This is a genomic window from Stenotrophomonas sp. K-6 (assembly GCF_056861555.1).
Genome location: NZ_JBSPUC010000007.1, coordinates 1 through 18,456, shown reverse-complemented (window position 1 = coordinate 18,456; position 18,456 = coordinate 1). Strand labels below are relative to the sequence as shown.

13 protein-coding genes and 1 tRNA gene are annotated in these 18,456 nt (G+C 63.0%); all 14 read right to left on the bottom strand.

Translation table 11 applies throughout. The features are described from left to right. Position 1: 1 nt before the first annotated feature. Entirely contained in the window at positions 2-1,192 is a 1,191-nt protein-coding gene (tuf, locus tag AC13F7_RS18090) for an elongation factor Tu (protein WP_481474659.1), read from the bottom strand. A gap of 52 nt (positions 1,193-1,244) precedes the next feature. Next, positions 1,245-3,386 carry an elongation factor G gene (gene fusA, locus AC13F7_RS18085; protein ID WP_346473196.1) on the bottom strand — a complete coding sequence of 714 codons (2,142 nt, stop codon included), beginning with the start codon at positions 3,384-3,386 and terminating at the stop codon, positions 1,245-1,247. Positions 3,387-3,522: 136 nt separating this feature from the next. Beyond that, positions 3,523-3,990: a 30S ribosomal protein S7 gene (gene rpsG / locus AC13F7_RS18080; RefSeq protein ID WP_019186122.1), complete on the bottom strand. Its 468-nt coding sequence runs from the start codon at positions 3,988-3,990 to the stop codon at positions 3,523-3,525. A gap of 12 nt (positions 3,991-4,002) precedes the next feature. Next, on the bottom strand, positions 4,003-4,377 hold the full coding sequence (gene rpsL / locus AC13F7_RS18075) for a 30S ribosomal protein S12 (RefSeq protein ID WP_017356008.1): 375 nt from the start codon (positions 4,375-4,377) through the stop codon (positions 4,003-4,005). Between the two features lie 344 nt (positions 4,378-4,721). Beyond that, positions 4,722-8,969: a DNA-directed RNA polymerase subunit beta' gene (gene rpoC / locus AC13F7_RS18070; RefSeq protein ID WP_481470867.1), complete on the bottom strand. Its 4,248-nt coding sequence runs from the start codon at positions 8,967-8,969 to the stop codon at positions 4,722-4,724. Between the two features lie 89 nt (positions 8,970-9,058). After that, on the bottom strand, positions 9,059-13,213 hold the full coding sequence (rpoB, locus tag AC13F7_RS18065; RefSeq protein ID WP_481470866.1) for a DNA-directed RNA polymerase subunit beta: 4,155 nt from the start codon (positions 13,211-13,213) through the stop codon (positions 9,059-9,061). Positions 13,214-13,509: 296 nt separating this feature from the next. Continuing rightward, positions 13,510-13,878 carry a 50S ribosomal protein L7/L12 gene (rplL, locus tag AC13F7_RS18060; protein WP_019186119.1) on the bottom strand — a complete coding sequence of 123 codons (369 nt, stop codon included), beginning with the start codon at positions 13,876-13,878 and terminating at the stop codon, positions 13,510-13,512. A 62-nt stretch (positions 13,879-13,940) separates the two neighbouring features. After that, the gene (rplJ, locus tag AC13F7_RS18055) at positions 13,941-14,474 is read right to left on the bottom strand and encodes a 50S ribosomal protein L10 (protein WP_123728446.1); all 534 of its coding nucleotides are present in this window, start codon (positions 14,472-14,474) and stop codon (positions 13,941-13,943) included. Between the two features lie 387 nt (positions 14,475-14,861). Continuing rightward, complete coding sequence (rplA, locus tag AC13F7_RS18050; protein WP_483002545.1) at positions 14,862-15,560, bottom strand: 50S ribosomal protein L1; 699 nt, start codon at positions 15,558-15,560, stop codon at positions 14,862-14,864. Positions 15,561-15,564: 4 nt separating this feature from the next. Then, entirely contained in the window at positions 15,565-15,993 is a 429-nt protein-coding gene (gene rplK / locus AC13F7_RS18045) for a 50S ribosomal protein L11 (protein WP_019186116.1), read from the bottom strand. A gap of 242 nt (positions 15,994-16,235) precedes the next feature. Next, positions 16,236-16,796, bottom strand: a complete 561-nt coding sequence (nusG, locus tag AC13F7_RS18040) for a transcription termination/antitermination protein NusG (protein WP_019186115.1) — start codon at positions 16,794-16,796, stop codon at positions 16,236-16,238. A gap of 10 nt (positions 16,797-16,806) precedes the next feature. Beyond that, positions 16,807-17,214, bottom strand: coding sequence for a preprotein translocase subunit SecE (gene secE, locus AC13F7_RS18035; protein WP_121044666.1), 408 nt, complete (start codon positions 17,212-17,214; stop codon positions 16,807-16,809). Positions 17,215-17,258: 44 nt separating this feature from the next. Further along, positions 17,259-17,334, bottom strand: a tRNA-Trp gene (locus AC13F7_RS18030). 105 nt (positions 17,335-17,439) lie between these two features. Next, positions 17,440-18,456 (bottom strand): elongation factor Tu (gene tuf / locus AC13F7_RS18025; protein WP_481470872.1); only part of this gene is annotated, 1,017 nt, incomplete at its 5' end.

The following is an 18,456-nucleotide window of genomic DNA, read 5'->3' as shown; positions in this document are numbered from 1 at the left end:
ATTACGCGATGATCTTGGAGACCACGCCGGCGCCGACGGTACGGCCGCCTTCGCGGATCGCGAAGCGCAGGCCTTCATCCATGGCGACCGGGTTGATCAGGGTGACAACCATCTTCACGTTGTCGCCCGGCATCACCATTTCCACACCTTCCGGCAGTTCGCAAGCGCCGGTGATGTCGGTGGTACGGAAGTAGAACTGCGGACGGTAGCCCTTGAAGAACGGGGTGTGACGGCCACCTTCGTCCTTGGACAGCACGTACACTTCGGCGTCGAAGGTGGTGTGCGGCTTGATCGAACCCGGCTTGGCCAGGACCTGGCCACGCTCGACGTCGTCACGCTTGGTGCCGCGCAGCAGCAGACCGGCGTTGTCGCCTGCCTGACCCTGGTCGAGCAGCTTGCGGAACATTTCCACGCCGGTGACGGTGGTCTTCTGGACCGGACGGATACCGACGATTTCGATTTCTTCGCCGACCTTGATCACGCCGCGCTCGATACGACCGGTCACGACGGTGCCGCGGCCCGAGATCGAGAACACGTCTTCGACCGGCATCAGGAAGGGCTTGTCGATGTCACGTTCCGGGGTCGGGATCCAGCTGTCGAGAGCCTCGACCAGCTTGATCACGGCCGGCACGCCGATGTCGCTCTGGTCGCCTTCCAGCGCCAGACGGGCCGAGCCCGCGATGATCGGGGTGTCGTCGCCCGGGAAGTCGTACTTGCTCAGCAGCTCGCGGACTTCCATCTCGACCAGTTCCAGCAGCTCGGCGTCATCGACCATGTCTGCCTTGTTCAGGAAGACGACGATGTACGGCACGCCGACCTGACGCGACAGCAGGATGTGCTCGCGGGTCTGCGGCATCGGGCCGTCAGCAGCCGAACAGACCAGGATCGCGCCGTCCATCTGGGCAGCACCGGTGATCATGTTCTTGACGTAGTCAGCATGGCCCGGGCAATCGACGTGGGCGTAATGACGTTCGGTGGATTCGTATTCGACGTGCGCGGTCGAGATCGTGATGCCACGTGCCTTTTCTTCCGGCGCGGCGTCGATCGCGGAGTAATCCTTGAACTCGCCGCCGAAGCGCTCGGCACCGATCTTGGTCAGTGCAGCGGTCAGCGTGGTCTTGCCGTGATCGACGTGACCGATGGTGCCGACGTTGACGTGCGGCTTGGTGCGCTCGAACTTACCCTTTGCCATTGTTGTATACCTTGGATTTCAGAAAGAAGGAGGTGAAGGCCTGAGCTTACGCTCAGGACTTCTTGATCACGGTTTCAGCGATGTTCGACGGAGCCGGCTCGTAATGGTCGAATTCCATCGTGAAGGTTGCACGACCCTGGGTCTGCGAACGCAGCGAGGTCGCGTAACCGAACATTTCGCCCAGCGGAATCATGGCGTTGATGATCTCGGCCGAACCGTCACCGGTCACGCTCGAACCCTGCAGCATGCCGCGACGACGGCTGACGTCGCCCATCACGTCACCCTGATAGTCGCTCGGGGTCACGATCTCGACCTTCATGATCGGCTCCAGCAGGACCGGCTTGGCCTTCTGGAAGCCCTGCTTGAAGGCCATCGAGGAGGCCAGCTTGAACGCCATTTCCGAGGAGTCAACGTCGTGGTACGAGCCGAACACCAGCTTGACCTTGACGTCCACGACCGGGAAGCCCGCCAGCGGACCGCTGGTGATGGTTTCGCGCAGGCCCTTTTCGATCGACGGAATGAATTCCTTCGGAATCACGCCACCGGTGATGTCGTTGATGAACAGGAAGTCATCCTTGATCAGCGGCCCGATCTTCGGGTCGGCACGATCTTCAGCGGTGATCGGCGACAGCTCGATCACGACGTGACCGTACTGACCCTTACCACCGGACTGCTTGGCGTGCTTGTAGTCGGACTTCACGTCCGCCATCTGGATGGTTTCGCGGTACGCAACCTGCGGCTTGCCGACGTTGGCTTCAACGTTGAACTCGCGCTTCATGCGGTCCACGATGATGTCCAGGTGCAGCTCGCCCATGCCCGAGATGATGGTCTGGCCGGATTCTTCGTCGGTCTTGACGCGGAACGACGGATCTTCCTGGGCCAGACGGCCGAGGGCCAGACCCATCTTTTCCTGGTCGGACTTGGTCTTCGGTTCGACGGCCATCGAGATGACCGGCTCCGGGAACACCATGCGCTCCAGGATGATCGGGTGGTCCTGCGAGCACAGGGTGTCACCGGTGGTGGTGTCCTTCAGACCCACGGCCGCGGCGATGTCACCGGCCAGCACTTCCTTGATCTCTTCACGATCGTTGGAATGCATCTGCAGGATGCGGCCGATGCGCTCCTTCTTGCCCTTGACCGAATTCAGCAGCTGGTCGCCGGCATTCAGGGTGCCCGAGTAGACGCGGAAGAAGGTCAGCGCGCCGACGAACGGATCGGTGATGATCTTGAAGGCCAGCGCCGAGAACGGTGCCTTGTCATCGGACTTGCGGCTCAGGGCGATGGTTTCATCGTCCACGTCGGTACCGGTCACGTCCGGCACGTCGATCGGCGACGGCAGCAGCTGCACCACGCCGTCCAGCATGGCCTGCACGCCCTTGTTCTTGAACGCCGAGCCGCAGTACATCGGCACGATGTCGGTGGCCAGGGTGCGCACGCGCAGGGCTTCGACGATTTCGGCTTCGGTCAGCTCTTCGCCGCCGAGGTACTTTTCCATCAGCTCTTCGCTGGCTTCAGCCGCAGCTTCGATCATGTAGGTGCGGGCCTCTTCGGCCTCTGCCTGCATGTCCGCCGGGATCTCCAGGTACTCGAACTTCATGCCCTGCGAAGCTTCATCCCAATGGATGGCCTTCATCTTGATGAGGTCGACCACGCCCTTGAAGTTATCTTCGGCGCCGATCGGCAGCTGCATCGGGACGGCGACGGCACCCAGCTTGGCCTTCAGCTGGCCAACGACCTTGGTGAAGTTCGCGCCGGTACGGTCCATCTTGTTGACGAACGCGATGCGCGGCACTTTGTACCGGTTGGCCTGACGCCACACGGTTTCCGACTGCGGCTGGACGCCACCGACGGCGCACAGCACGAAGACCGCACCGTCGAGCACGCGCAGCGAGCGCTCCACTTCGATGGTGAAGTCAACGTGTCCGGGGGTGTCGATGATGTTGAAGCGGTGCTCCGGCAGGGACTTGTCCATGCCCTTCCAGAACGCGGTGGTGGCAGCGGACTGGATCGTGATGCCACGCTCCTGCTCCTGCTCCATCCAGTCCATGGTGGCAGCGCCGTCATGCACTTCACCGATCTTGTGGCTCTTGCCGGTGTAGAACAGGATGCGCTCGGACGTGGTGGTCTTGCCGGCATCGATGTGGGCCATGATGCCGAAATTGCGGTAACGCTCGATGGGAGTGGTGCGGGCCACGGGAGCCTCTCAATTTCTTGGAATTCGGATGGCCGAACGCCGCCTTTCGGCGGCCTTCGGATTGGCGCGGCACCCCAGGTGCCGCGGGGCAGCACCTAGATGGTGCTGCCGTGCCTGTTTTGCAAGGCCGTCAAACTCACCAGCGGTAGTGGGCGAAGGCCTTGTTGGCTTCGGCCATACGGTGGGTTTCTTCGCGCTTCTTGATGGCGCCACCACGATTTTCCGAGGCGTCCAGCAGTTCGGCAGCCAGCTTCTTCGGCATGGTGTTCTCACCACGCTTGCGAGCCGAGTCGATCAGCCAGCGCATGGCCAGGGCCATCTTGCGCGACGAACGCACTTCGACCGGCACCTGGTAGGTGGCACCACCGACACGGCGGGACTTGACTTCGACCGACGGAGCCACGTTTTCCAGAGCCTTCTGAACCAGCTCGACGGAATTCGGGTTCTTTTCGCCGATCACGTCCATGGCACCGTAGACGATCTTTTCAGCGACCGACTTCTTGCCGCTCAGCATCACCATATTGATGAAACGAGCGATGGTTTCACTTCCGTGCTTCGGATCCGGCAGGACAGAGCGCTGCGGCGTATTACCTTTACGAGACATGTGTACTTTCCCTTAGCTCTTCGGACGCTTGGCGCCGTACTTGGAACGGCCCTGGCGACGCTTGGCAACGCCGGAGGCGTCCAGCGAGCCACGCACGGTGTGGTAACGCACACCCGGCAGATCCTTGACGCGACCGCCACGGATCAGGACCACGGAGTGCTCCTGCAGGTTGTGGCCTTCGCCGCCGATGTAGCTAATCACTTCTTCCTGGTTGGTCAGGCGAACCTTGGCAACCTTGCGAAGCGCCGAGTTCGGCTTCTTCGGAGTGGTGGTGTACACGCGCGTGCAGACGCCACGGCGCTGGGGGCACTTATCGAGGGCCGGGGAGGCACTCTTATAAGTGGTTGCCTGCCGCGGCTTGCGGACAAGCTGATTGATCGTCGCCATCAGTATGTTCTTCTGAGAGAGGCCAATGAAAAGACTGGCCATGAATGCGGAAATGTGCGAGCAGGCGAAAGACCGGCCTGCTGAGACAGACGATTGTAGCAACCCGGCGAAAACGCAGTCAAATGCGCACGCGCCAAGCCAGCCCTGATCCCGGGCCGTTACAGGGGAGCCTTTTCCATGCCCCCCGTTCAGGTTGTCAAGCCGGTCCGTTGAAAGACCGGCGGGCATCCTACCTCATCGGCAGGCATCCGGCCAGTGGCCGGTGCCGTCGATTTGCCGGGAAGGGGCCGACCGGAGTCGGCGCCCTGCCCTGCCGCGGTCCCGGCCGGAGCCGGGACTGCGTATTACTCGTCGCTGCCCGGAGCCTGTTCAGCTTCGGTCGGCTCGACCGCCACGGCGGCCACTGCGGCCACCTCAGCCACGGCCGGCGTGCTGCCGGACAGGGTCTGCATTTCCGAGTCGGTCAGCCCGGAGGCGTTGCGACGGCGGTTGGCGTGGTACGCCAGGCCGGTACCGGCCGGGATCAGACGGCCGACGATGACGTTTTCCTTCAGGCCGCGCAGGTTGTCCGAGGTGCCGCGAACGGCCGCTTCGGTCAGCACGCGGGTGGTTTCCTGGAACGACGCCGCCGAGATGAACGATTCGGTCGCCAGCGAGGCCTTGGTGATACCCAGCAGGACCGGATCGAAACGGGCCGGCAGCTCGTTGCGGGTGGCCAGGCGGGCATTTTCCTCGATGACGCGCTGGCGCTCGGCCTGCTCGCCATTCAGGAACTTGCTGGTGCCCTGGTCGGTGATCTCGACCTTGCGCAGCATCTGGCGGGTGATCACCTCGATGTGCTTGTCGTTGATCTTCACGCCCTGCAGGCGGTACACGTCCTGGATTTCCTTGACCAGGTAGGCCGCCAGCGGTTCGACACCCAGCAGACGCAGGATGTCCTGCGGGCTCGGCTCGCCGTCCACGATGGTTTCGCCCTTGGTCACGTGCTCGCCTTCGAACACGATCACCTGACGGTACTTCGGGATCAGCTCTTCGTGTTCCGAACCATCGGTGTCCTTGATGATCAGGCGCTGCTTGCCCTTGGTGTCCTTGCCGAAGCTGATGATGCCCGAACGCTCGGCCAGGATCGCCGGATCCTTCGGCTTGCGTGCTTCGAACAGATCGGCGACGCGCGGCAGACCACCGGTGATGTCGCGGGTCTTGGACGCTTCCTGCGGGATCTTGGCGACCACGTCACCCACGCCGACGGCGGCGCCGTCCTGCAGGTTGACGATCGAGCGCGGCGGCAGCAGGTACTGCGCCGGCAGATCCGTGTTCGGGATGGTCAGATCGTTGCCGTTCTTGTCCACGATGCGCACGATCGGGCGCAGGTCCTTCGCCTGCGAACCACGACGCTTCGGATCGGTGATTTCACGCGACGCCAGGCCGGTCAGTTCGTCGGTCTTCTCGATGACGGTGACGCCGTCGATGAAGTCGATGAAGCGGATGAAACCGGCCACTTCGGACACGATCGGGTGGTTATGCGGGTCCCAGTTGGCCACGGTCTGGCCAGCCTTGACCGCATCGCCGTCCTTGGACGTGATGGTCGCGCCGTACGGCAGCTTGTAACGCTCACGCTCACGGCCGTGGGCATCGAGCACCGACATTTCGCCCGAACGCGAGACCGCCACCAGCGAACCGCTGGCGTGCTCGACCGACTTCAGGTTGTTGAACTTCACCGAACCGGTGGTCTTGACGGTGATGTTGTCGACCGCAGCAGCTCGCGACGCCGCACCACCGATGTGGAACGTACGCATGGTCAGCTGGGTACCCGGCTCACCGATCGACTGCGCAGCGATGACGCCGACCGCTTCGCCGATGTTGACGATGTGGCCGCGGGCCAGATCGCGACCGTAGCAGTGTGCGCAGACGCCGAACGGCGAGGCGCAGCTGATGGTCGAACGGACCTTGACCGACTGCACCGAGGCGTCTTCCAGCTTGGCCACCCACTGCTCGTCGAGCAGGGTGTTGCGGGTCACGATCGGATCTTCGTCGTTGCCCGGCAGGAACACGTCCTCGGCCACGACACGACCCAGCACGCGGTCCTTCAACGGCTCCACGACGTCGCCGCCTTCCACGATCGGGGTCATGGTCAGGCCTTCGGTGGTACCGCAATCCACCTCGGTGATGACCACGTCCTGCGCCACGTCGACCAGACGACGGGTCAGGTAACCCGAGTTCGCCGTCTTCAGCGCGGTATCGGCCAGACCCTTACGGGCACCGTGGGTGGAGTTGAAGTACTCCTGCACGTTGAGGCCTTCACGGAAGTTCGCCTTGATGGGCGTTTCGATGATCGAGCCATCCGGACGCGCCATCAGGCCGCGCATACCGGCCAGCTGACGGATCTGCGCCTGCGAACCACGGGCACCGGAGTCGGCCATGATGTACAGCGAGTTCATCGACTTCTGGTCGATGGTCTCGCCTTCGGCATTGACCACCTTCTCGGTACCGATCGTGTCCATCATCGCCTTGGCGATGCGTTCGTTGGTGCGCGACCAGATGTCGACCACCTTGTTGTAGCGCTCGCCGGCGGTGACCAGGCCCGACTGGTACTGCTCCTGGATTTCCAGCACTTCGGCCTCGGCCTCGGTGAGGATGCCGCGCTTCTCGTCCGGGATCAGCATGTCGTCGATGCCGATCGACACGCCAGCGCGGGTTGCGTAGGCGAAGCCGGTGTACATCAGCTTATCGGCGAACACGACCGTGTCCTTCAAGCCCAGCTGACGGTAGCTGGAGTTGATCAGGCGGCTGATGTTCTTCTTGGTCAGCTCGGTGTTGGCCAGCGCGAACGGCAGGCCTTCCGGCAGGATTTCAGCCAGCAGGGCGCGGCCGATCGTGGTCTCCACGATCGAGCTCTTGTTCTGCTTGTTGCCTTCCTCGTCGGTCACCACTTCGGTGATGCGGACCTTGACGCGCGCGTGCAGTTCCACCACGCGGTTGTCGTAGGCGCGCTTGACTTCGGCGATGTTGGCGAAGGCCATGCCCTCGCCCTTCTTGTTCACCAGCGAGCGGGTCATGTAGTACAGACCCAGCACGACGTCCTGCGACGGCACGATGATCGGCTCGCCGTTGGCCGGCGACAGGATGTTGTTGGTGGACATCATCAGCGCACGCGCTTCCAGCTGGGCTTCCAGCGAGAGCGGCACGTGGACGGCCATCTGGTCACCGTCGAAGTCGGCGTTGAACGCGGTGCAGACCAGCGGGTGCAGCTGGATGGCCTTGCCTTCGATCAGGACCGGCTCGAACGCCTGGATGCCCAGACGGTGCAGGGTCGGCGCACGGTTGAGCATCACCGGATGTTCGCGGATGACCTCTTCCAGGATGTCCCAGACTTCGGCTTCTTCGCGCTCGACCAGCTTCTTGGCGGCCTTGATGGTGGTGGCCAGGCCACGACGCTGCAGCTTGGCGAACACGAACGGCTTGAACAGCTCCAGCGCCATCTTCTTCGGCAGACCGCACTGGTGCAGGCGCAGGTACGGACCGACCACGATGACCGAACGGCCCGAGTAGTCCACGCGCTTGCCCAGCAGGTTCTGACGGAAGCGACCCTGCTTGCCCTTGATCATGTCGGCCAGCGACTTGAGCGGGCGCTTGTTGGTGCCGGTGATGGCACGGCCGCGACGGCCGTTGTCCAGCAGCGCATCGACCGATTCCTGCAGCATGCGCTTTTCATTGCGCACGATGATGTCCGGCGCGTTCAGCTCGAGCAGGCGGCGCAGGCGGTTGTTGCGGTTGATGACGCGGCGGTACAGATCGTTCAGATCGGAGGTCGCAAAGCGGCCACCGTCCAGCGGCACCAGCGGACGCAGGTCCGGCGGCAGCACCGGCAGCACGGTCATGACCATCCACTCCGGGCGGTTGCCCGACTCGAGGAAGGCCTCAACCAGCTTGATGCGCTTGGTGAGGCGCTTGAGCTTGGTTTCCGAACCGGTGCTGGCGATTTCCTCGCGCAGGCGGGTCATTTCCGACTGCAGGTCGATCGTGCGCAGCAGTTCGTAGACAGCCTCGGCGCCCATGGCGGCGTCGAAGTCGTCGCCGTGCTCCTGGCGGGCCTGCAGGAACTGTTCTTCGGTCAGCAGCTGGCGGCGCTCCAGGGCGGTCAGGCCCGGCTCGGTCACCACGTAGGCTTCGAAGTACAGCACGCGCTCGATGTCACGCAGGGTCATGTCCAGCATCAGGCCGATGCGCGACGGCAGCGACTTGAGGAACCAGATGTGCGCGACCGGCGAGGCCAGGTCGATGTGACCCATGCGCTCGCGGCGCACCTTGGCCAGGGTGACTTCGGTGCCGCACTTTTCGCAGACCACGCCGCGGTGCTTCATGCGCTTGTACTTGCCGCACAGGCACTCGTAGTCCTTGACCGGTCCGAAGATGGCGGCGCAGAACAGGCCGTCACGTTCCGGCTTGAACGTACGGTAGTTGATGGTTTCCGGCTTCTTCACTTCGCCGAAGGACCACGAGCGGATCAGGTCCGGCGAGGCCAGCGCGATCTTGATCGCGTCGAAGTCCAGCGTCTGACGCTGCTGGTTGAAGAGGTTGAGCAAGTCTTTCATGGTGTTTCTCCGAAAGGAGGAAATCTTGTCGATGGGGCTGTCGGTTCAGATGTGGGGGCGCGGGTGCGGGGGCAGCCCCGCCTGCGCGATCAGTTGCCGTCCAGTTCCATGTTGATGGCCAGCGAGCGGATTTCCTTCACGAGCACGTTGAAGGATTCCGGCATGCCCGCGACCATCTCGTGCTCACCGTCGACGATGTTCTTGTACATCTGGTTGCGGCCCTGCACGTCATCGGACTTCACCGTCAGCATTTCCTGCAGGGTGTAGGCCGCGCCGTAGGCTTCCAGCGCCCAGACTTCCATTTCACCGAAGCGCTGGCCACCGAACTGCGCCTTGCCGCCCAGCGGCTGCTGGGTAACGAGCGAGTACGGACCGGTCGAACGGGCGTGCATCTTGTCGTCGACCAGGTGGTTCAGCTTCAGGTAGTGCATGTAGCCCACGGTGGTGTGGCGATCGAATGCCTCACCGGTGCGGCCGTCATACAGCTGGGTCTGGCCGCTCAGCGGCAGGTCGGCCAGGGCAAGCATGTGCTTGATCTCGGCTTCGGTCGCACCGTCGAACACCGGCGTTGCCATCGGCACGCCGTCGGTCAGGTTGGCGGCCAGGCGCAGCAGCTCCTCGTCGCTGAACTGGGTCAGGTCGACATGGTTGGCGTGCTGGGTCTTGTCGTGGTTGTACACCTCGTCCAGGAACTTGCGCAGGTCGTTGATCGCGGCCTGGGCTTCCAGCATGCCCTGGATCTTGCGACCCAGGCCCTTGGCGGCCCAGCCCAGATGCACTTCCAGAATCTGGCCGATGTTCATACGCGACGGCACGCCCAGCGGGTTCAGCACGATGTCCACGGTTTCGCCCGAGGCCATGTACGGCATGTCCTCGACGGGCACCACGTTGGAGACCACACCCTTGTTGCCGTGGCGGCCTGCCATCTTGTCACCCGGCTGGATGCGACGCTTCACGGCCAGGAACACCTTGACCATCTTCAGCACGCCCGGCGCCAGATCATCGCCCGCGGTGATCTTGCCGCGCTTGTCGGCGAAGCGACGCTCGAATTCCTTCTCGTGCGCCTGGATCTGCTTCTGGGCGCGCTCGATGGCTTCGGAGGCGTCCTCGTCCTTCATGCGCAGTGCGAACCAGTCGGCCTTCTTCAGGCCATCCAGGTAGGCGTCGGTAACGGTGTCGCCCTTCTTCAGGTTGGCACCGCCGTTGACCACCTTGCCCACGATCTGCGAACGCAGACGGGCGTAGATGGCGCCTTCCAGAATGCGGAACTGGTCGTCGAAGTCCTTCTTGACGCGCTTGATTTCAGACTCTTCGATCTGACGGGCGCGCTTGTCCTTCTCGATACCGTCGCGGGTGAAGACCTGCACGTCGATGACGGTGCCGTCCATGCCCGGCGGCACGCGCAGCGAGCTGTCCTTCACGTCCGAGGCCTTCTCGCCGAAGATCGCGCGCAGCAGCTTCTCTTCCGGGGTCAGCTGGCTTTCGCCCTTCGGGGTGACCTTGCCGACCATGATGTCGCCGGCGCGGACTTCGGCACCGATGTACACCACGCCGCTCTCGTCCAGGCGGTTCAGCGCCTGCTCGGAGACGTTCGGGATGTCGGCGGAGATTTCCTCCGGCCCCAGCTTGGTGTCACGCGCAACGCAGGTCAGCTCTTCGATGTGGATCGTGGTGTAACGATCCTCTTCCACCACACGCTCGGAAAGCAGGATGGAGTCTTCGAAGTTGTAGCCGTTCCACGGCATGAAGGCGATCAGCATGTTCTGGCCCAGGGCCAGCTCACCGATGTCGGTGGACGGACCGTCAGCCAGCACGTCGCCACGCGCCACCACGTTGCCCACTTCCACCAGCGGACGCTGGTTGATGCAGGTGTTCTGGTTGGAACGGGTGTACTTGATCAGGTTGTAGATATCCACGCCGGCGTCGGTCGCGTCGGTGATCTCCACTTCGTTGACCTTGACCACGATGCGGCCAGCGTCGATCTGCACGATCTCGCCGCCACGACGGGCGTTCACGGTCACACCCGAGTCACGGGCCACGGCGCGTTCGATACCGGTGCCCACCAGCGGCTTCTGGGCACGCAGGGTCGGCACGGCCTGACGCTGCATGTTGGCGCCCATCAGTGCGCGGTTGGCGTCATCGTGTTCCAGGAACGGGACGAGCGCGGCAGCGATCGACACGGTCTGCATCGGCGAGACGTCCATGAAGTGGACTTCCGCCGGCGGCTTGAGCAGCGACTCACCCTGGAAACGGCACGGGACGAACTGCTCGGTGAGCATGCTCTTGGCATCGGTCAGGGCGTTGGCCTGGGCGATGACGTACTCGTTTTCTTCGATGGCCGACAGGAATTCGATCTCGTCGGAGACCTTGCCGTCAGCAACCTTGCGGTACGGGGTCTCGAGGAAACCGTACTGGTTGGTGCGGGCGTACACGGCCAGCGAGTTGATCAGGCCGATGTTCGGGCCTTCCGGCGTTTCGATGGTGCAGACGCGGCCGTAATGGGTCGGGTGCACGTCGCGCACTTCGAAGCCGGCGCGCTCGCGGGTCAGACCGCCCGGGCCCAGGGCCGAGACGCGACGCTTGTGCGTCACTTCCGACAGCGGGTTGTTCTGATCCATGAACTGGGACAGCTGCGACGAGCCGAAGAACTCCTTGATGGCCGCGGCGACCGGCTTGGCGTTGATCAGCTCCTGCGGGGTCAGGCCTTCGGACTCGGCCATCGACAGGCGCTCCTTGACCGCGCGCTCGACGCGGACCAGGCCCACGCGGAACACGTTCTCGGCCATTTCACCGACCGAACGCACGCGACGGTTGCCCAGGTGATCGATGTCATCGACCACGCCACGACCGTTGCGGATCTCGGTCAGGACCTTGATCACGTCCAGGATGTCGGACGTGTCGGCGTGCTCGGCGACCAGGCGCTTGGACTCTTCGTCGTTGCGCTCACCGAAGTACTTGCGGTCGTACAGCACGGCTTCGCCGGTGACAGCCTTGCGGCCGACACGGCGGTTGAACTTCATGCGGCCGACCGTGGACAGGTCGTAGCGCTCGAAGGTGAAGAACAGGTTGTGGAACAGGTTCTGCGCGGCATCCTTGGTCGGCGGCTCGCCCGGACGCATCATGCGGTAGATTTCGACCAGGGCTTCCAGCTGGGTCTTGGTCGGATCGATGCGCAGGGTGTTGGACAGGTACGGGCCACGATCCAGATCGTTCACCCACAGGGTGCCCACGGCATCCACACCGGCCTTGCGGAAGGCCTGCAGCTGCTCGTCGGTGATTTCGTCGTTGGCCTGGGCCAGCAGCTCACCGGTGTTGGCATCGACCACGTCGTGCGACAGGATGCGGCCGACGATGTAATCGTCCGGCACGGCCAGGGCGGCGATGCCCGAGGCTTCCAGCTGCTTGACGTGACGCGCGGTGATGCGCTTGCCGGCTTCCACGATGACCTTGTCACCGTCGGCCAGATCGAAGTTCAGGGTCTCGCCACGCAGGCGCTCGGAGACCAGCTCCAGCTGCACGCCTTCATCGGGGTTGATGTGGAACGTGTTGATCTCGAAGAACTCAGCCAGCATCTCTTCGTTGCTGTAGCCCAGCGCACGCAGCAGGATCGACACCGGCAGTTTGCGGCGACGATCGATACGGGTGAACAGGGCATCCTTCGGGTCGAACTCGAAGTCCAGCCAGGAGCCGCGGTACGGGATGATGCGGGCGCTGTACAGCAGCTTGCCCGAGCTGTGGGTCTTGCCACGGTCGTGGTCGAAGAACACACCCGGCGAACGGTGCAGCTGCGAGACGATCACGCGCTCGGTACCGTTCACGATGAAGGTGCCGTTGTCGGTCATCAGCGGGATTTCGCCGAGGTAGACCTCCTGCTCCTTCACATACTTGATGGCCTTGGTGGACGACTCACGGTCGTAGATCACCAGGCGCACGGTCACGCGCAGCGGCGCGCCGTAGCTCATGCCACGCTGGCGGCACTCGCGCTCGTCGAAGACCGGATCGCCGAGCTTGTAGCCGACGTATTCCAGCGCAGCGTTGCCGCTGTAGCTGGAAATCGGGAACACCGACTTCAGGGCGGCATGCAGGCCGTGGTCCGTGCGCTTGGCCGGATCGACGTTTTCCTGCAGGAATTCACGGTAGGAATCGACCTGGATGGCAAGCAGGAACGGCACTTCGAGGATCGAGCGCTGCTTGCCGAAATCCTTGCGGATACGCTTCTTTTCGGTGAACGAATAAGACGTCATGAGGTATCACCTTGGCTGTGCGGATCGTGCGTCCACGACCCGAGGGGAAACTGAAATTGTCAGTTGGAAGTCGCTGGTATTGCCGGCACCAGCACGCCTTCTCCCGCTACTTCCAACTGCCAACTCGTCTGCATCCACTCCCCTGCCCGCGCGCCTGGGCGCCGCTGTCGCAGGGGATGACCGCAGCCCGTGTTGGGCTCGTATTTCGGGTGTTGCGTGAAACGACCAAAGGCCGGGGGCTTACGCCCCCAGCCTTGGCTGCATCGCCGTGTTTCGATGGCGAGGCAAGGAACTGCTTACTTGACTTCGACAGTCGCGCCAGCAGCTTCCAGGTCCTTCTTGAACTTGGCAGCGTCGTCCTTCGAAGCGGCTTCCTTGATCATGCCGCCGGCTTCTGCCAGATCCTTCGCTTCCTTCAGGCCCAGGCCGGTGATGGCGCGGACAGCCTTGATGACTTCGACCTTCTTGTCGCCGGCCGACTTCAGGATGACGTCGAATTCGGTCTGCTCTTCAACAGCGGCAGCCGGGCCAGCTGCAGCAGCAGCGGCGACCGGAGCAGCGGCGGAGACGCCGAACTTCTCTTCGATGGCCTTGACCAGCTCCATCACTTCCATCAGGGACTTCTCGGCGATGGCGTCGACGATCTGTTCGTTGGTAAGGGACATTTTGATTACCTTTGGATAATTTTCTGGGTTGAGGTTCCGTTCGGAACCACGGAAACGTCGACTCAGGCGGTTTCGGCGACCGGCTCGGCAGCGTCAGCGGTTTCACCGCCACCCTGCTTGTCGGCCACGGCCTTGACGGCACGGGCGAACATCGTGACCGGCTCGGCCAGGACGCGGGCCAGCATGGCCAGGGCCTGATCACGCGTCGGCAGCGAGGCCAGCACGTCGACATGACCAGCCGGGAACAGTTCCCCGCCGATGGCCACGACCTTTGCCTGCAGCTTGTCGTTGGTCTTGGCAAAATCCTTGATCAGGCGACCGGCTGCGCCGGGCTCCTCGAGCGAGAACGCGTACAGCAGCGGACCGACGAGCGCGTCTTTGGCGCATTCGTATTCGGTACCTTCCACTGCACGTGCCGCCAGCGTGTTCTTGACAACTTTCAAGAAAACGCCGGTTTCGCGTGCCTGCTTGCGCATCGCGGTCATCTGGGAGACCGTGGTGCCAGCGTATTCGGCTGCGATCAAGGAGTGAGCCTTGGCGGCGACGTCTGCCAGCTCGGCGACTACTTCTTGCTTCTGGGACAGATTGAGAGCCATTGCACTCCTCCAATTGAACTCCGCTTACGGCTCCTGCCGTGTGCGGTCCTGGGCGGCATCCATCCTGGACGCCGGGAACATCAGGTGATGTTCCAAGGGTGGGCCGTTCTAGACCTGGATGGCCAACCTGGGAGAACCCAGACGTGCGTAAACCAGAAAAACTCCAGAAGGGCACCATCTACGCAGGGTGATTCCCGAAAGAATCGATTAAGCGTTCGGTACTGCGCCGGCGGCGACTCCTTGCCAATGCGAGCATCCCTGCCCGTCGCCGGTATGTACTGACCGCGCCTGCGGTCTTTGACGGCTATCTCTGCAGGGCGGACCCCGCTCGGATTGCCTTCAAATATCGCGGGTACCGGACCTGGGCCCGGTACCCGCTTGAAACGATTACTTCAGCGACAGCGAGGACTGGTCGATGGTCACGCCCGGGCCCATCGTCGAGCTGACCGAAACCTTCTGCAGGTAGGTGCCCTTCGAAGTGGCCGGCTTGGCCTTGACCAGATCCATCAGCAGCGCCTGCAGGTTCGACTTCAGCGCGTCTTCGGCGAAGTCGGCCTTGCCGATGGTGCAATGGATGATGCCGGCCTTGTCGGTGCGGTAACGCACCTGACCCGACTTGGCATTCTTGACGGCTTCGCCCGGGTTGGCCGACACGGTGCCGACCTTCGGGTTCGGCATCAGGCCGCGCGGGCCGAGCACGGTGCCCAGCTTACCCACGACGCGCATGGCGTCCGGGGTCGCGATGACGACGTCGTAGTTCAGATCGCCGGCCTGCATCTTCTCAGCCAGATCGTCCATGCCCACGGCTTCGGCGCCAGCGGCCAGGGCTTCGTCAGCCTTGGCACCGGCCGGTGCGAAGACGGCAACGCGCACGCTCTTGCCGGTACCGGACGGCAGCACGGTGGAACCGCGCACCTGCTGGTCGGACTTCTTGGCGTCCACGCCCAGGCGCACAGCGACGTCGAAGGACTCGACGAACTTGGCCTTGGTAGCGGTCTTCAGGATCTTGATGGCGTCCTCGAAGGCATATGCCTTGCCCGGGACGACGGCGGCCTTGATGGCCTTCTCACGCTTGGTCTGTGCCATCTTCTTAACCCTCTACCACGAGGCCCATGGAACGGGCAGAACCGGCGATGGTGCGCACCGCGGCATCCAGATCGGCAGCCGTCAGGTCTGCTTCCTTGGTCTTGGCGATCTCTTCGAGCTGCTTGCGGGTCACCTTGCCCACCTTCTCGGTGTTCGGGCGCTTGGAGCCCGACGAGATGCCTGCAGCCTTCTTGAGCAGCACGGCAGCCGGGGTGCTCTTGGTGATGAAGGTGAAGGTACGGTCCGAGTAGGCCGTGATGATGACCGGCACCGGCAGACCCGGCTCCAGCTTCTGCGTGGCGGCATTGAAGGCCTTGCAGAATTCCATGATGTTCAGGCCACGCTGACCCAGCGCAGGACCGACCGGCGGCGAGGGGTTGGCCTGACCGGCCTTCACCTGCAGCTTGATATAACCGACAACTTTCTTTGCCATGAGTATGCTCTCCGGGTGCTAGCGCCTTACGACAACAGGCTCCCCATCGGACCGGGAATCACGCGTCCCGGCATCGCGTTTTGAATTCACGCAGAAGGCCACCTCGCGGCGGCCCTTGCTTTTTGCCAGCTTCCTGGCAGGAAGCCGCGCACTATATCAGGTTTTTTCCGCCACTGCCGCAAGGCAGGCGACGCAGGCGGTTCAGGTTCCGGGCGGCCGCCCGGAACCCTGCTGCTTCAGGCTCAGACGGCCTTTTCGACCTGGCCGAACTCGAGCTCGACCGGGGTGGCACGACCGAAGATCAGCACCGAGACGCGCAGACGGCTCTTCTCGTAGTTGACTTCCTCGACCACACCGTTGAAGTCGTTGAACGGACCTTCGGTGACACGGACCATCTGGCCCGGCTCGAACAGCACCTTCGGACGGGGCTTTTCCACACCTTCCTGAACGCGGTCCAGGATGGCGGCAGCCTCTTCATCACGGATCGGCAGCGGACGATCGGCGGTGCCGCCGATGAAGCCCATCACCTTGGAAGTGTCCTTGACCAGGTGCCAGCTTTCGTTGTCGATGCGCGGGATACCGTTTTCTTCGTGGGTCTCGATCTGGACCAGCACGTAACCCGGGAAGAACTTGCGCTCGGAACGGCGCTTCTGGCCGGCGCGCATTTCAACCACTTCCTCGGTCGGGACCAGGACGTCACCGAAGCGCTCCTGCATCTCGTCACGCACGATGCGATCGCGCAGAGCCTGCGCCACCGACTTTTCGAAGCCCGAATAGGCGTGAACGACGTACCAACGCTTCACTGGTTTCTCCTTATCGACCCAGGAACCACTGGGTCAATTTCTGAATCACGAAGTCAAATCCGCCCAGCAGCAGGCTGAGGATGATCACCACAACGATCACCACCCAGGTCATGCGAATGGCTTCCTGGCGCGTCGGCCAGACCACCTTGCGCAGTTCGAAACGCGATTCGGAAAGGAATTCCCGCGTGTCGCGACCCTTGCCGGTCAGCAGGAACACGCCGAGGCCGGCCACCAGGCCAACGACAACGGCCAGACCGCGAAGCGGACCGGCCCATGCACTCTGGGAGGCATGCTCAGGAGCACCGAACCAATACCAAGCAAAAAGACCCGCCAGCACCAGGATCGCTGCGACGGCGTACTTGACGATGTCACCTCCGGTGGAGGCGTTGTCTTTGGAATGCTCGATCTTGCTGTTCATCCGGCTCTGGCTGCTGTGGCGGCATAGCCGCTGGAAGGGAGAAGTGGCACGCCAGGAGGGACTCGAACCCCCAACCTGCGGTTTTGGAGACCGCTGCTCTGCCAATTGAGCTACTGGCGTACTGAAAAAACTTGCCTTCCCTAAGACGGCGAAGGCGGACCGAGGTTCCCGGCCCGCCACTCGCGAGACCGGCAGCAGCGCTATGCGACCGCCGGTATTGCAGTATTACGCGATGATCTTGGAGACCACGCCGGCGCCGACGGTACGGCCGCCTTCGCGGATCGCGAAGCGCAGGCCTTCATCCATGGCGACCGGGTTGATCAGGGTGACAACCATCTTCACGTTGTCGCCCGGCATCACCATTTCCACACCTTCCGGCAGTTCGCAAGCGCCGGTGATGTCGGTGGTACGGAAGTAGAACTGCGGACGGTAGCCCTTGAAGAACGGGGTGTGACGGCCACCTTCGTCCTTGGACAGCACGTACACTTCGGCGTCGAAGGTGGTGTGCGGCTTGATCGAACCCGGCTTGGCCAGGACCTGGCCACGCTCGACGTCGTCACGCTTGGTGCCGCGCAGCAGCAGACCGGCGTTGTCGCCTGCCTGACCCTGGTCGAGCAGCTTGCGGAACATTTCCACGCCGGTGACGGTGGTCTTCTGGACCGGACGGATACCGACGATTTCGATTTCTTCGCCGACCTTGATCACGCCGCGCTCGATACGACCGGTCACGACGGTGCCGCGGCCCGAGATCGAGAACACGTCTTCGACCGGCATCAGGAAGGGCTTGTCGATGTCACGTTCCGGGGTCGGGATCCAGCTGTCGAGAGCCTCGACCAGCTTGATCACGGCCGGCACGCCGATGTCGCTCTGGTCGCCTTCCAGCGCCAGACGGGCCGAGCCCGCGATGATCGGGGTGTCGTCGCCCGGGAAGTCGTACTTGCTCAGCAGCTCGCGGACTTCCATCTCGACCAGTTCCAGCAGCTCGGCGTCATCGACCATGTCTGCCTTGTTCAGGAAGACGACGATGTACGGCACGCCGACCTGACGCGACAGCAGGATGTGCTCGCGGGTCTGCGGCATCGGGCCGTCAGCAGCCGAACAGACCAGGATCGCGCCGTCCATCTGGGCAGCACCGGTGATCATGTTCTTGACGTAGTCAGCATGGCCCGGGCAATCGACGTGGGCGTAATGACGTTCGGTGGATTCGTATTCGACGTGCGCGGTCGAGATCGTGATGCCACG

Bases quoted from the DNA above. Each gene is read 5' to 3' on its own strand.
- rpsL (WP_017356008.1), bottom strand. From the start codon at position 4,377: ATGGCGACGATCAATCAGCTTGTCCGCAAGCCGCGGCAGGCAACCACT.
- rpoB (WP_481470866.1), bottom strand. From the start codon at position 13,213: ATGACGTCTTATTCGTTCACCGAAAAGAAGCGTATCCGCAAGGATTTC.
- rplK (WP_019186116.1), bottom strand. From the start codon at position 15,993: ATGGCAAAGAAAGTTGTCGGTTATATCAAGCTGCAGGTGAAGGCCGGT.
- rplJ (WP_123728446.1), bottom strand. From the start codon at position 14,474: ATGGCTCTCAATCTGTCCCAGAAGCAAGAAGTAGTCGCCGAGCTGGCA.
- rpsG (WP_019186122.1), bottom strand. From the start codon at position 3,990: ATGTCTCGTAAAGGTAATACGCCGCAGCGCTCTGTCCTGCCGGATCCG.
- rplL (WP_019186119.1), bottom strand. From the start codon at position 13,878: ATGTCCCTTACCAACGAACAGATCGTCGACGCCATCGCCGAGAAGTCC.
- tuf (WP_481474659.1), bottom strand. From the start codon at position 1,192: ATGGCAAAGGGTAAGTTCGAGCGCACCAAGCCGCACGTCAACGTCGGC.
- secE (WP_121044666.1), bottom strand. From the start codon at position 17,214: ATGAACAGCAAGATCGAGCATTCCAAAGACAACGCCTCCACCGGAGGT.
- rpoC (WP_481470867.1), bottom strand. From the start codon at position 8,969: ATGAAAGACTTGCTCAACCTCTTCAACCAGCAGCGTCAGACGCTGGAC.
- rplA (WP_483002545.1), bottom strand. From the start codon at position 15,560: ATGGCACAGACCAAGCGTGAGAAGGCCATCAAGGCCGCCGTCGTCCCG.